The organism is Paraburkholderia metrosideri (genome assembly GCF_904848625.1).
GTDB lineage: Bacteria > Pseudomonadota > Gammaproteobacteria > Burkholderiales > Burkholderiaceae > Paraburkholderia > Paraburkholderia metrosideri.
On record NZ_CAJHCP010000001.1, the window covers coordinates 505660 to 518667 of the forward strand.

Annotated in this window: 14 protein-coding genes; 12 read left to right on the plus strand and 2 right to left on the minus strand. The window is 63.4% G+C overall.

Features of this window, described 5'->3' with window-relative positions:
- Positions 1-27 precede the first annotated feature (27 nt).
- The 4 genes from LMG28727_RS02185 (at position 28) to LMG28727_RS02200 (ending at position 3677) form a co-directional block, all read left to right on the plus strand.
- Positions 28-516, plus strand: coding sequence for a PaaI family thioesterase (locus LMG28727_RS02185; RefSeq protein ID WP_201640661.1), 489 nt, complete (start codon positions 28-30; stop codon positions 514-516).
- Positions 517-623: 107 nt separating this feature from the next.
- Positions 624-1622, plus strand: coding sequence for an NADP-dependent oxidoreductase (locus LMG28727_RS02190; protein WP_201640662.1), 999 nt, complete (start codon positions 624-626; stop codon positions 1620-1622).
- 65 nt (positions 1623-1687) lie between these two features.
- Complete coding sequence (locus LMG28727_RS02195; RefSeq protein WP_201640663.1) at positions 1688-2617, plus strand: SDR family oxidoreductase; 930 nt, start codon at positions 1688-1690, stop codon at positions 2615-2617.
- 100 nt (positions 2618-2717) lie between these two features.
- A complete protein-coding gene (locus tag LMG28727_RS02200; protein WP_201640664.1) occupies positions 2718-3677 on the plus strand; it encodes an alpha/beta hydrolase in 960 nt (319 codons plus the stop codon).
- Between the two features lie 4 nt (positions 3678-3681).
- On the opposite strand, the gene LMG28727_RS02205 is transcribed toward LMG28727_RS02200, so the two are convergent.
- Together LMG28727_RS02205 and ygfZ are read right to left on the minus strand one after the other, a co-directional pair.
- Positions 3682-4527 carry an NRDE family protein gene (locus LMG28727_RS02205; RefSeq protein ID WP_201640665.1) on the minus strand — a complete coding sequence of 282 codons (846 nt, stop codon included), beginning with the start codon at positions 4525-4527 and terminating at the stop codon, positions 3682-3684.
- Positions 4528-4633: 106 nt separating this feature from the next.
- On the minus strand, positions 4634-5698 hold the full coding sequence (ygfZ, locus tag LMG28727_RS02210; RefSeq protein ID WP_201640666.1) for a CAF17-like 4Fe-4S cluster assembly/insertion protein YgfZ: 1065 nt from the start codon (positions 5696-5698) through the stop codon (positions 4634-4636).
- Between the two features lie 78 nt (positions 5699-5776).
- Here ygfZ and mltG point away from each other — a divergent pair, with 78 nt between their 5' ends.
- The 8 genes from mltG (at position 5777) to LMG28727_RS02250 (ending at position 12958) form a co-directional block, all read left to right on the plus strand.
- Positions 5777-6787, plus strand: a complete 1011-nt coding sequence (gene mltG / locus LMG28727_RS02215) for an endolytic transglycosylase MltG (protein WP_201640667.1) — start codon at positions 5777-5779, stop codon at positions 6785-6787.
- Complete coding sequence (gene tmk, locus LMG28727_RS02220) at positions 6787-7407, plus strand: dTMP kinase (RefSeq protein ID WP_201640811.1); 621 nt, start codon at positions 6787-6789, stop codon at positions 7405-7407. Before mltG ends, tmk begins: the two co-directional genes overlap by 1 nt.
- A 95-nt stretch (positions 7408-7502) precedes the next feature.
- Positions 7503-8540 (plus strand): DNA polymerase III subunit delta', encoded by a 1038-nt coding sequence (locus tag LMG28727_RS02225; protein ID WP_201640668.1) that lies wholly within the window; start codon positions 7503-7505, stop codon positions 8538-8540.
- Positions 8541-8652: 112 nt separating this feature from the next.
- A complete protein-coding gene (locus LMG28727_RS02230; RefSeq protein WP_201640669.1) occupies positions 8653-9189 on the plus strand; it encodes a GNAT family N-acetyltransferase in 537 nt (178 codons plus the stop codon).
- A 34-nt stretch (positions 9190-9223) separates the two neighbouring features.
- The gene (locus LMG28727_RS02235; protein WP_201640670.1) at positions 9224-10015 is read left to right on the plus strand and encodes a TatD family hydrolase; all 792 of its coding nucleotides are present in this window, start codon (positions 9224-9226) and stop codon (positions 10013-10015) included.
- Positions 10016-10091: 76 nt separating this feature from the next.
- Entirely contained in the window at positions 10092-10841 is a 750-nt protein-coding gene (locus tag LMG28727_RS02240) for an ankyrin repeat domain-containing protein (protein ID WP_201640671.1), read from the plus strand.
- Between the two features lie 223 nt (positions 10842-11064).
- Positions 11065-11421: a Rap1a/Tai family immunity protein gene (locus LMG28727_RS02245; protein ID WP_074763979.1), complete on the plus strand. Its 357-nt coding sequence runs from the start codon at positions 11065-11067 to the stop codon at positions 11419-11421.
- Positions 11422-11731: 310 nt separating this feature from the next.
- Complete coding sequence (locus LMG28727_RS02250; protein WP_201640672.1) at positions 11732-12958, plus strand: mechanosensitive ion channel family protein; 1227 nt, start codon at positions 11732-11734, stop codon at positions 12956-12958.
- The last annotated feature ends 50 nt before the right edge of the window (positions 12959-13008 follow it).

The following is a 13008-nucleotide window of genomic DNA, read 5'->3' on the forward strand; positions in this document are numbered from 1 at the left end:
CATCGACGACGAAATCTGAATACCGCAATGACCGATCCATCCTCATCCACTCAACCCGGCAACACTACGCTGCCTGAGAGCCCGTTTGTCGACCGGCTCGGCGCGCAACTGCTGTCGGCCGCCGACGGCATTAGCGAAGTCGTGCTGCCGTTGCAGCCGGATCACATGAACACGTGGGACGTCGCGCATGGCGGCGTCACGATGACGCTCGCCGATGTCGCGCTTGCGATGGCCGCGCGCAGTCTGGCTGGCGACGGCGTTGGCGTCGTCACCGTCGAAATGAAAGTCAACTTCATGCAGCCCGGCCGTGGTGAATTGCGCGCGACCGGCCGCGTGTTGCACCGCTCGACCACGATGGCCTATTGCGAAGGCGAGATTCGCGACAGCGAAGGCCACTTCGTCGCCAAGGCGCTCGGTACGTTCAAATATATGCGACGCCTCGCCGTGGGCCGCGACGTGACGCAACAGCGTTTGCGCAGCGACCCGTCGGCGAAACCCGGCCCCAGCGACGGCTGATCGCTGTTGCGCTCAGCGCTCGTCGCTCGAACCGTTGAAATCAATCGCTGGTTGCTTCGACAGATCATCGTCATCTCATTCATAAACAATTTAAGGAGACGCCCGTCATGACCCAGATCAACCGTCAACTCGTGCTCGCTTCGCGTCCGCAAGGCGCGGTGACGCCCGATAATTTCCGTCTCGTCGAAACGCCGCTTGCGCCGCTCGCCGACGGTGAAGTGCGCGTGCGCAATCACTACCTGTCACTCGATCCGTACATGCGCGGCCGCATGAGCGACGCCAAGTCATATGCAACGCCGCAGCCGCTCGACGAAGTGATGATCGGCGGCACGGTGGGTGAAGTGGTCGAGTCGAACAACCCGAAGTACGCAGTCGGCGACAAGGTCGTCGGAATGTTCGGCTGGCAGGAATACGGCACCTCGAACGGCAGCGGCATCCAGAAGGTGGACGACACGCATGTGCCGCTGTCCGTCTATCTCGGTCCGGTCGGCATGCCCGGCGTCACCGGCTGGTATGGACTGAACCGGATCATCGCGCCGCAAGCGGGCGAGACGGTCGTAGTCAGCGCGGCAAGCGGCGCGGTGGGCAGCGTGGTCGGCCAACTGGCGAAGCTGGCCGGCGCACGCGCGGTCGGCATTGCGGGTGGCGCGGACAAGTGCCGGTATGTGGTCGAGACACTCGGCTTCGACGCATGTGTCGATTACAAGGCGGGCAATCTGTATAAGGACCTGAAGGCGGTGACGCCGGACGGCGTGGACGGCTACTTCGAAAACGTCGGTGGCGAAGTGCTCGACGTGACGCTCGCGCGCATGAACGCGTTCGGGCGTATCGCGCTGTGCGGATTCATCGCGGGCTATGACGGCGAGCCGATCCCGCTCAAGCATCCTTCGCTGATGTTGACGCAGCGGCTGCTGGTGCAAGGGTTTATCGTCAGCGAGCACATGGAAGTGTGGCCCGAAGCGCTCAAGCAACTCGGCACGCTGGTCGCGCAGAAAAAGCTGCAGTATCGCGAGACGATCGCCGAAGGGCTCGACGCTGCGCCTGAGGCTTTCATGGGTCTGCTGAAGGGCAAGAACTTCGGCAAGCAGCTCGTCAAGCTGATCTGAACCCGCTGAAAATCTGCAGCCGCGGCGCGTCGACCACGCGCCGCTCAACCCCGGGGAATCTCGCTATGTTCGAATTCGCAGACAAGGTGGCCGTGATCACCGGCGCGGCCAGCGGCTTTGGCCGCGCGTTCGCGCAGAAGGGGGCGTCGCTCGGCATGAAGCTCGTGCTGGCCGACGTGAATCCCGATGCGCTTGCACAAACGGTCGACGCGTTGCGCTCGAACGGCGTCGAAGTAATCGGCGTGCCGACCGATGTATCGAACGCGGCTCAGGTCGAAGCGCTCGCGCAGGCGGCGCTCGATGCGTTCGGCAAGGTGCATCTGCTGTTCAACAACGCGGGCGTGGGCTCGGGCGGCTTCCTGTGGGAAAGCTCGGCGAACGACTGGGCGTGGGTTTTCAACGTCAACGTGATGGGCGTCGCGCACGGTGTGCGAGTTTTCACGCCAATCATGCTGGCGCAGAACGAGCCCGCGCATATCGTCAACACGGCGTCGGTGGCGGGCTTGCTGTCGCCGCCTGCGATGGGCATCTACAACGCGTCGAAACACGCGGTGGTGTCGTTGACCGAGACGCTGTACCACGATTTGCAGCTGGCGCAGGCGGGCCAAACCTCACATGCCGCACATGCCGCTCACGGCGCGAACGTCTCGGCGGCAGGCCCGCTGGTCGGCTGCTCGCTGTTGTGCCCGGCGTTCGTGCCGACCGGTATCGCCGACGCGGAGCGTGCGCGCCCTGCGGAGTTGCGCAACGATAGCGGACCCACCCGTTCGCAGATCGCTGCCGATAAACAACTCCAGCGCGCCGTGCGTTCGGGCAAGCTGACCGCCGACAACGTCGCCGACATTACGTTCGAGGCCATCGCCGCGCGGCGTTTCTACATCGTCACGCACCCTGGCATCATGGCGACCGTGGAACTGCGTCACGAAGACATCGAGCACTTGCGTAATCCGTCCGATCCGATGTCGCTGAAGCCGGAAGTGAAGAACGCCAACTGAGCGTGCTTGCGCGCTCCTGGCGCGTTGATCGCATGGCCAGCGTATGGCCTGTCACGCCGGTTCTTTCAATTTTCGGCGCGTATGCGCCACAACATGCACGATGCCGCTAAATCCGAAGATCGAGCAGGTGCTCGACATGATCGAGCGGGCGAAGCGCCCGCAGTATCACGAAATGACCGCGCAACAGGCGCGCGCATCGTATGAAAAAAGCGCGCCGATTCTGGAGATCACGAGCGCGCCCATGTTCACGCTCGACGATTTGCACATTCCCACTCGCGATGGCGCGGCGATTCGCGCGCGTTTATATCAGGCGGTCGAGCCCGGTTGGGCCGAGCCTGCGCCAGCGTTGGTGTATTACCACGGCGGCGGCTTCACGGTAGGCAGCGTCGATACGCACGATGCGCTATGCCGGATGTTCGCGCGCGATGCTCAGTGCACGGTGTTATCCGTGGATTACCGGCTCGCGCCCGAGCACAGATTTCCCACTGCTGTCGACGATGCTTTCGATGCGTTGACGTGGCTGCATGCGCACGCCGCCGAGTTTGCCGTCGACGCAAACCGGCTGGCGGTCGGCGGCGATAGCGCAGGCGGGACACTGGCCACGGTCTGCGCGGTGCTGGCGCGCGACGCGGGCATCCATCTGGCGCTGCAATTGCTGATTTACCCGGGCACCACGGGCTATCAGAACACCGGTTCGCACTCGCGGCTCGCCAACGGCTATTTGCTGACGGGCGATACGATTCAATGGTTCTTCGACCAGTACGTGCGCGATAAAGGCGACCGGGACGACTGGCGTTTCGCACCGCTCGATGGCCAACGCGGCGCCCCCGATTTCAGCGGGGTTGCGCCGGCATGGATTGCTACGGCGGAATACGATCCTTTAAGCGACGAAGGGGAGGCCTATGCGGAAAAATTGCGCGCGTTGGGTAATAGCGTGACGCTCAAGCGCTACCCCGGCATGATCCACGAATTTTTCAAAATGGGCGGCTACGTGCCCGAAGTCGCGCACGCGCATGCCGACGCGGCGGCGGCGTTGCGCGCGGCGTTTGGGCTTGAGTGACGCATCACACCCTCTCACGCTCGATATTGAATGCGAAGCTGCGTTCAAAGTCCCCCGGCCGCGCAATACGGTGCGAGCCGTTGTCGTCGCTGCGTTCGGCGACGGCCACGCTGACCACTTCGCCATGCGCGCTCACCCGCAACGCCGTCGTGCCGCGCGTGCCATATTCCGGCGTTTCGATAAATGCCGCCGACAACGCCCGTTCGCGTTCAAGCGGAATGCCGGTGGACGGCAATTCGTCATCGCGGGCAAGCCGTGGATCGCGCATCAGATCGATCAGACGTTCGAGCGTCGGCATCGCGTCGCGGGTCAGCAGCGTGCCGAGTTCCGTGCGTTTTTTGACGAGCTTTGGCCATGCAGTATCGAGGACCGCGTTCGAAATGCCATGCGTGCCGGCCTGAAGCAGAGCCGGTGCCGAATCCGAACGGTTGCAGTACCACGCGAGTTCGCGCCGCGTCCAGTCACCCACCAGCAGATTGAACCCGTTATAGATATCGCCGGTTTGCGCAACGTGTTGGAGATACGCAAGCGGGCTGTCGTGCGGGATGCCGCCGGAATCGTGTGCCGAACCGCTCAGCCAGTCGCTCACCAGCGTGCCGCGCGTGGGCGCGTCGGCGCGCATTTCATGCGGCGCGCGGTAATTGGTCAGCGCGGCAAACCGGCCGTCTCGCGACATACCGAGCCACGTGCCGCCGCCCACCAGATCGCGGCCCGCCAGCACGCCCGGCGCGTCTTGCCACCAGCTGATCGGATCGGCCGTGCGTCGAAAGAATTCGTCGCGATTCGCGGCGAGCGTGAACAGCGGGCCGTCGACCGCGTCGGGTCGCCAGTCGAAAACGATCAGGCACATCGGGGACGATCTCCCGCTTGAGGTGAAGGGGCGTGGGTGTCGACGTGTGGAACGGGCCAGCAAAAAGCGGCGCCTGATTGCGCCGCTCTTTACCGCCCAGGAGTCATTAAACCTCGGTTGGCAGGCCGTACGGCAGCGTGAGGAACTGGAGTGCCGGGCCTTCTGCCGCGCCCAGATGTACTGAGCCGCTTTCCAGCGCCGCGAGCTTGATCTCGACCAGCAGATCGACGCCGCCGCCTTGCGCGGACGCCGCATTGACGATCATCCCGCACGGCTGGCCAGGATCGTCGGAATGGAACAGTTCCGCGCCGGGCCGCACCGTGTCAAGGTCGCCGGCCACATTCGCGAGCGAGGTGCGGCGCTTGATCGTGCCGCGATACTGGCTGCGCGCGACCACTTCCTGGCCGGGGTAGCAGCCTTTGCGGAAATTGACCGCGCCAAGCACGTCGAAATTGACCATTTGCGGCACGAATTGCTCGACCACCGGCTGCGTGATGCGCGGCTCGCCCGCGCGGATGTCGAGCCAATCCCACACGGCCGGGGACACCCGTTTGAGCTTGTCGTCAAGGGTGGCCAGGTGCGTTTCGACCTGGGCCTTCGGTCCGATCCACAGATAGCGCAGGCGGCCCAACGCATCCGGCACGCGAATCAGCGAGCCTGCCGTGCTGTCCACCTGCACATGGACGCCGTCGGGTAACGCGTCGAATACGCCGGACAGCGCTTTGCGCACGTCGCCGGCAAGACCTACTTCGGCCAGTTCGCCGCTCGCGTCGATGAGCTTCGCCTTGGCCCGCAGCACGAACATGGTCAAGCGCTTCTGCACCGCCGCCTGGACGTCTTTCGACACCAGCAGGCGAATCGTGTCGCCGCTGCGCCAGGTCAGGAAAGAGGCCAGCAGGCGACCCTTGGCCGAGCAGTAGCCGGCAAGACGCGCGCTGGCGGCATCGAGATGCTGGGTATCGTTGGTCAACTGGCCGTGCAGGAAGCTCGCCGCGTCGTCGCCGGTGGCGTCGATCACGCCGAATTGCGTGAGCGGCATGTAGGCGCCGTGTTGGAGCACGGCCTCGAATTCTTCAGCCGACGGCCGCGCCAGCACGGGCAATCCAGCGGCGGCGGGGTTCGTGGCGGTGCCTGAAGCAGTGCCTGAAGCGGTAGCGAGCGGTGTGTTCATGGATTCCGGGAACAGTCAATTCTGACTTTGGCTGAGGCAAACAGCTATTATATGCAGTCAACCCACCTCCCGTTTCGCATGTCCCTGTTCAAGAAATGTTTCGTCGCCGGCTCAATTGTCGTTGTGCTGGCCGCAGCCGCAATGGCCGCCGGATATCACTGGGCCACCAGCCCACTTGAGTTGACCCCCGCGCAACTCGACGTCACCGTCAAACCGCACAGCAGCCTGCGCAGTGTCGCGCAGCAGCTCAATCGCGGCGGCGTGCCCGTCGAGCCGGAGCTGTTCGTCGTCATGACGCGCTTGCTGGGCCTGCAGACCGATCTGAAATCGGGCAACTACGAGTTCAAGACTGGCGTCACCCCGTACGAGGTACTGCAGAAAATTGCCCGGGGTGACGTCAATGAATACGTCGCCACGATTATCGAGGGCTGGACCTTCAAGCGCATGCGCGCCGAACTGGATGCGAATCCGGCGCTCAAGCACGACACGTCCGGTATGAGCGACGCCGACCTGATGACCGCGATCGGCGCGCCGGAAGCGTCGATCGGCAACGGCGAGGGCCTGTTTTTCCCCGACACGTATCTGTTCGACAAGAACACCAGCGACCTCGATGTCTACCGTCGCGCGTACCGGCTGATGCGGCTGCGCCTCGACGAGGCATGGGTCGCGCGCGCGCCGGACCTGCCGTACAAGACGCCGTACGACGCGCTGACCATGGCCTCGATCATCGAAAAGGAAACCGGCAAGAAATCCGACCGGCCGCTGGTGGCCGCGGTGTTCGCGAACCGTCTGCGTGCGGGCATGCCGCTGCAGACCGACCCGACCGTGATCTACGGGATGGGCGAGAGCTATGCCGGTCACATCAGAAAGAAAGACCTGCAGACTGACACTCCCTACAATACCTACACCCGCATGGGCCTGCCGCCCACGCCGATTTCGCTGCCGGGTGTCGCATCGCTGCAGGCGGCGATGAATCCGGCGCAGAGCACCGCGCTGTACTTCGTATCGCGCGGCGACGGCAGCAGCATCTTTTCTGACACCCTCGGCGATCACAACAAGGCCGTGGACAAATACATTCGAGGGCAATGATGGCGCGCGGCAAATTCATCACGTTTGAGGGCATCGACGGGGCCGGCAAGACGACCCATCTTGGCTGGTTTCGCGAGCGTCTCGAACAGAAGGTCGCGAGTACCGGCCGTTCGGTCGTCATGACCCGCGAGCCGGGCGGTACGCCGCTCGGCGAACAGATCCGCGAGATCGTGCTGCATCAGAAGATGGACCTCGAAACCGAGGCGCTGCTGATGTTCGCGCTGCGCCGTCAGCATCTGGCCGAGGTAATCGAGCCGGCGCTCGCGCGCGGCGACTGGGTGCTGTCAGACCGTTTTACCGACGCGACTTTCGCGTATCAGGGCGGCGGCCGGGGTCTGCCGCGCGACAAGCTGGAAACGCTGGAGCGGTGGGTGCAGGGCGGTTTTCAGCCGGACCTGACGGTGCTGTTCGACCTGCCGCCCGAGGTCGCCAGTGAGCGGCGTAGCGCGGCACGCGATCCGGATCGTTTCGAGAGCGAATCGACGGCGTTTTTCGACCGCACGCGTGCGGAATATATGCGCCGGGCTGAAGAGGCGCCTTACCGGTTCGCTATCATCGACTCTTCGCAAAGCATTGCGAGAATTCAGAAGCAACTCGAAGAAATCGTTGTATCACTATGATATTAAAATCATAGTTCGGCGCGCCCCCAGTGGTATGAAAGGTTCGCGTTATGCTTCAGATAACGCCATCAACTGATTGATTTCAAAGAGAAACGATGATTTATCCGTGGCAAGCCGATGACTGGAACCGCCTGCAGCAACTGCGCGGCCACTGGCCGCATGCGCTGCTGCTGCATGGCCAGGCGGGCATCGGCAAGCTGCGCTTTGCGCAGCATCTCGCGCAAGGGCTGTTGTGCGAGGCGCAACTGGCCAACGGCGAGCCATGCGGCAAATGCGTGGCCTGCAACTGGTTCACGCAAGGCAATCATCCGGACTACCGGATCGTGGTGCCCGAGGCGCTGGCCGCGGAAGCGGGTCTCAACGCTGCCGGCGCGGACGAAAAAGCCGACAAGCCCGACGCCGACGAAACCAAGAAGACCCGCACGCCCAGCAAGGAAATCAAGATCGAACAGATTCGCGGTTTGCTCGATTTCGTCGGCGTGGGTTCGCATCGTGGCGGCGCGCGCGTCGTCGTGCTGTACCCGGCCGAAGGGCTGAACCTCGCGGCGGCCAATGCGCTGCTCAAAACGCTCGAAGAGCCGCCAGCGGGTGTCGTGTTTCTGATGGTGTCGGCGCGCGTCGACCGTCTGTTGCCCACCATCATCAGCCGGTGCCGCCAGTGGCCGATGACCGTGCCCGCGCCGGACGCCGCGACGAAGTGGCTGACTGCGCAGGGTATCGCCGAAGCGTCCGCACTTCTTGCCGAAGCCGGCGGCGCGCCGCTCACGGCGCTCGCGCTCGCCAGTGACGAAAACCGCACGCTGCGCGACTGGACGCTGAAACAACTGGCCGCCGGACCCGACTGCGATGCTTTCGCGTGTGGCGAGGCGTTGCAAAAGCTGCCAGTGCCATTGGTGCTGGGCTGGCTGCAACGCTGGATGTACGATTTGCTGGCGCAGAGCACCGCAGGCGCGCCGCGCTATTTTCCGCAGGCCGCCGGCGCGCTGACGCGTTGCGCGTCGCAGGCCGATGCCAGCGCGTTTGCGCGTTTCATCCGCACCGTGACGCGCCAGCGCGCAGTCGAAAACCATCCGCTGAATGCGCGACTCGTTTTCGAGGAACTGTTTATCGGCTATCGCGAGCTGTTCGCCTAAGCCTTCACGCGGAACCCGCCTGCCACGGCGCGCACAGGCTGCCGCGCAATCGCAGGCCGGTTGCGCGACCCGTTAATTTGTCATTGCCCTCCATCACAATTCAAAAAGCACCATGAGCCTTTCTTACCGCGATGCCACGCTCGACGATCTGCCCACCATCGTCGCTATCTACAACTCGACCGTGCCGTCGCGGCAAGTCACCGCCGACCTCGAGCCGGTCAGCGTCGAAAGCCGGCTGGCGTGGTTTCACGCGCATGGTCCGCAAAAGCGTCCGTTGTGGGTGGTGGAAGATTCGGAAAATCCGGGGCGCGTGATTGCATGGCTGAGCTTTTCGGATTTCTACGGCCGTCCGGCCTATCTGCGCACCGCCGAAGTCAGCATTTATCTCGACGAGCGCGCGCGCGGCAAGGGCCTCGGCAAGCAACTGCTGGCGGCCTCGCTCGCGGCGGCGCCGGCGCTTGGCATCGACACGGTGCTGGGCTTCATCTTCGGCCACAATGACGCGAGCTTGCGGCTGTTCCGCGGCTTTGGCTTCGACACGTGGGGTTCGTTGCCGCGGGTGGCCGTGCTCGACGGCGTGGAGCGCGATCTGGTGATTCTCGGCAAGCGCCTCGACGCGCACGCTGCATCGGGCCAGGCCAAGGTCTGATTCGTCTCAAGCCATTTTTTCGCAGGACATCATCATGTTTGTCGACTCGCACTGTCACATCAACTTCGAAGGACTCGCCGACCGCTTGCCGCAGGTGCTCGAGAACATGCGCAGCCATTCGGTCACGCATGCGCTGTGTGTGTCGGTCGATCTGGAGACGCTGCCGTCGGTGCTGGAGATCGCCAGCCGCCACGAAAACGTCTACGCGTCGGTCGGGGTGCATCCCGATCACGAAGACATGCGTGAGCCGGGCCTCGCCGAGCTGATCGAGCTGGCGAAGCATCCGAAGGTGGTCGCGATCGGCGAGACCGGGCTCGACTACTACCGTCTGGAAGGCCGCTCGATCGCCGACATGGAGTGGCAGCGCGAGCGCTTTCGCACCCATATTCGCGCCGCGCATGCGACGAAAAAGCCGCTGATCATCCACACGCGGTCGTCGTCGGAAGACACGCTGCGGATCATGGCCGAGGAGCGCGCGAGCGAGCCGGGCGGCGTGATGCATTGCTTCACCGAGCCGTGGGCCGTCGCGGAACAGGCGCTGGCGCAGAATTTTTACATTTCGCTGTCAGGCATCGTCACGTTCAAGAGCGCGACCGATGTACAGGACGTCGCGCGCCGCATGCCGCTCGATCGTCTGCTGATCGAAACCGACTCGCCGTACCTCGCGCCGGTGCCGTATCGCGGCAAGCCTAATGAACCTGCGTACGTAAGTTATGTCGGACGCTTCATCGCGCAACAACGCGAGATGCCGGACGAGGCGCTGGCCGCTGCGACCACGCAGAACTTTTTCCGGCTTTTCAACATCCCTTCGCCGAGCGTTGCCTGAGCCATCTGGCCGACAATGTCACGTAACATCAAAAGGATAGGGAAGTTTCCTAAAGCAAAATATGAAAATTATTTCGATGTCGACTGCTACCATTCATCAGACTTTTTCGGCGCGAGATGTGGCTCAGGTGGCGCTGGTTTCGCTCAAGCGCCGCATGTCCCGTAGCGCTGCGCGCGCTGCGTTTGCCGCCACTTTGGCGTGCGCAGCGTTGACCACGCTGGTGGCGTCGCCTGCGCAAGCCGCGCCGATCGACTCACTGATCAAGGCGGTCAAGTTCGACGACGTCGACGGTGTCAACAAGCTGCTCGCCAAAGGCCTGGACCCGAATAGCGTCGACAATCAGGGCATTCCGCTGCTGGTCATCGCCGCGCGCGAAAAATCGGACAAGGTGGGCGCCGCGCTGCTCGCGAATCCGAAGACCGACATCGAAATCCAGGACAAAGCCGGCGAGAACGCGATGATGATGGCTGCGCTGGGCGGCGACCTCGACTTCGTCAACCTGCTGATCGCGAAAGACGCCGAAGTGAACAAGAAGGGCTGGGCCCCGCTGCACTACGCGGCCGCGAACGGTCACGACGACATCGTCAAGGTGCTGCTCGACCACTCGGCGTACGTCGACGCTGGCTCGCCGAACGGCACCACGCCGCTGATGATGGCGGCTCGAGGCGGTCATGTGTCGACCGTGAAGCTGTTACTCGACAACGGCGCGGACCTGACGGTGAAGAACCAGATCGGCATGACCGCGCTCGATTTCGCGAAGACGTACAAGGAACCGGACGTGATCGAAGGCCTGACTGCCCGGATGCAGCAAATGCCGCAGAAATGACGCCAGCGCGAACTTAAAGCGAACATAAAGCGAACCTACGGTGGTGACCCGGTCTGGCCGTCATGCGCGACCGGTTCACCGCAGATTTGCCTGAAGATAGGCGGTCGGCAGCCTGCTGCGACCCCGTAAAACAGTGCAGAATGACGACTTCGGCGCGTTGTACGGCGCGCCCCTCTGGACGCGGCGAAAGACCGCCTGATAAACGACCCTGGAAAGGAACACCATGCTGCGGGCCTTGATTTTCGCCAGCGCGCTTGCCGTACCACTATCGGCAGCCGCGTTTACGGGAGGCGACCTCAACAAGCTATGCACGAAGACCGACATAGCATCGCGTAGTGCATGCGCGGCTTATATCGAAGGCGCCGCCGACGGTATCTTCAACACGATCGATGCAATTGGCGGCACCACCGGTCCGCGTGTCGGCCAGTATTTTTGCTTGCCACCCGACGCCCGCTCGGCGCAATTAACCGACGCGGTGCGCAAATACATCGCGGAAAATCCGAATGTTTCTGGCTACAACGCCAGCACTGCCATTTCGCTGGGACTCGGCAAGGCGTTCCCTTGCAGGAACGGAAGCTGACCGTAGTCATGCCGGCTGACCCGTCCCCGTGAGGGACGCAGCGCGGGCACCTTTTCCCCCCCGGCGAGGACGAACACCTAAGATGCTGGAAGGTGTAATGGACGTGCGACGAATGTGGCATTGATCCATCTCGCCGGCTCTGCGCAAGCGCTGGCAGCGAGAGCGCGATGCCGTGAGTTCCCCGGCACGCGTCGTGCACCGCACGCAGCGCATGCAGCGCCCGCAACGCCCGCAACGCCCGCAACGCCGCCCATGCGCTTCACGCGCAGCGGTCCTGTCTACCCGTCAAGCCAGGAGGATCTCGCCCGTTATGGTTACTTTCGACGACTTCAGCCGCTTCACCGATTCGCCCCTGCACACGTGGCTCGGCACGTTGATCGTCTCGGTCATTTGCGCGGTGCTGGCCGTGGTGATTCACCGGCTCGGCTCGCGTATCGTGATGCGCCTGGCGAAACCTCATCCGCTGCCGAGCGTGATATTGCGGTACATCAACAAGCCGTCGCGGTTCGTCCTTGTCATCATGGTGCTGGAGGGAATCTGGGCGGAAGCACCGGATACGCTGAACTACATCGTGCCGTTGCGCGACGTTACCGCGATCGCGCTGATCGCCGCGCTGACCTGGCTGTCGGTACGCTCGGCGGCGGCGATTGGCGAGGCGATCATCCGCGCCCATCCGCTCGACACGGCTGACAACCTGCACGCACGCCGCATCCACACCCAAGCCCGGGTGCTGGCGCGTTCGGTGATGATCGTGATCGTGATCGTCGGGGTGGGCGGCGCGTTGATGACTTTTCCGAATGTCCGGCAGATCGGCGCCAGCCTGCTGGCGTCAGCGGGCGTGGCCGGTCTGGTCGCCGGTATTGCGGCACGGCCGGTGCTCGGCAATCTGATCGCCGGTTTGCAGATTGCGTTGTCGCAGCCCATCCGCCTGGATGACGTGGTCGTGATTTCGGGCGAGTGGGGGCGTATCGAGGAAATCACCGGTACTTACGTGTCCGTGCGGCTGTGGGACCAGCGCCGGCTGATCGTACCGTTGCAATGGTTCATCGAGAATCCCTTTGCCAACTGGACGCGCAGCAGTTCGCAAATCATCGGTACGGTGTTTCTGTTCGTCGATTACCGGATGCCGCTCGCGCCGCTGCGCGAAGAGCTGGCGCGGATCGTCGAAGACGCGCCCGAATGGGATCGACGCGTGCAGGTGTTGCAGGTGACGGACGGCACTGAACGCGCGATGCAGTTGCGCGCACTGGTCAGTTCGCTCGATTCGGGGCTGAACTGGGATTTGCGTTGCCGTGTTCGTGAGGGCTTGCTGGATTTCATTCAGAGGCACTATCCGCAGTACTTGCCGAGGGCGCGTGCCGAGGTGTCGGCGGAACTGGATGTCGGTCTGGACGAGCCGCCGCTCGACTGGGTACCGCGCAGTGCGCAAGCGCCTGCCGGCAGTACGGCGGCGAATACCGAAGCGGATCCGGTGGCGAGCCGGATCGGTCGACCGGGTGTTGGGGATGTTTCGCAGAAAGCGAGGGAAAAGGCTTAGCGAGAGCTAGGGGATAATCTTCTCACCGCCCACAACGAAGCTAGGCAAGC

Excerpts from the sequence above, each read along its gene's own strand:
- LMG28727_RS02185 (WP_201640661.1), top strand. The coding sequence starts at position 28 with ATGACCGATCCATCCTCATCCACTCAACCCGGCAACACTACGCTGCCT.
- LMG28727_RS02190 (WP_201640662.1), top strand. The coding sequence starts at position 624 with ATGACCCAGATCAACCGTCAACTCGTGCTCGCTTCGCGTCCGCAAGGC.
- LMG28727_RS02195 (WP_201640663.1), top strand. The coding sequence starts at position 1,688 with ATGTTCGAATTCGCAGACAAGGTGGCCGTGATCACCGGCGCGGCCAGC.
- LMG28727_RS02200 (WP_201640664.1), top strand. The coding sequence starts at position 2,718 with ATGCCGCTAAATCCGAAGATCGAGCAGGTGCTCGACATGATCGAGCGG.
- LMG28727_RS02205 (WP_201640665.1), bottom strand. The coding sequence starts at position 4,527 with ATGTGCCTGATCGTTTTCGACTGGCGACCCGACGCGGTCGACGGCCCG.
- ygfZ (WP_201640666.1), bottom strand. The coding sequence starts at position 5,698 with ATGAACACACCGCTCGCTACCGCTTCAGGCACTGCTTCAGGCACCGCC.
- mltG (WP_201640667.1), top strand. The coding sequence starts at position 5,777 with ATGTCCCTGTTCAAGAAATGTTTCGTCGCCGGCTCAATTGTCGTTGTG.
- tmk (WP_201640811.1), top strand. The coding sequence starts at position 6,787 with ATGGCGCGCGGCAAATTCATCACGTTTGAGGGCATCGACGGGGCCGGC.
- LMG28727_RS02225 (WP_201640668.1), top strand. The coding sequence starts at position 7,503 with ATGATTTATCCGTGGCAAGCCGATGACTGGAACCGCCTGCAGCAACTG.
- LMG28727_RS02230 (WP_201640669.1), top strand. The coding sequence starts at position 8,653 with ATGAGCCTTTCTTACCGCGATGCCACGCTCGACGATCTGCCCACCATC.
- LMG28727_RS02235 (WP_201640670.1), top strand. The coding sequence starts at position 9,224 with ATGTTTGTCGACTCGCACTGTCACATCAACTTCGAAGGACTCGCCGAC.
- LMG28727_RS02240 (WP_201640671.1), top strand. The coding sequence starts at position 10,092 with ATGTCGACTGCTACCATTCATCAGACTTTTTCGGCGCGAGATGTGGCT.
- LMG28727_RS02245 (WP_074763979.1), top strand. The coding sequence starts at position 11,065 with ATGCTGCGGGCCTTGATTTTCGCCAGCGCGCTTGCCGTACCACTATCG.
- LMG28727_RS02250 (WP_201640672.1), top strand. The coding sequence starts at position 11,732 with ATGGTTACTTTCGACGACTTCAGCCGCTTCACCGATTCGCCCCTGCAC.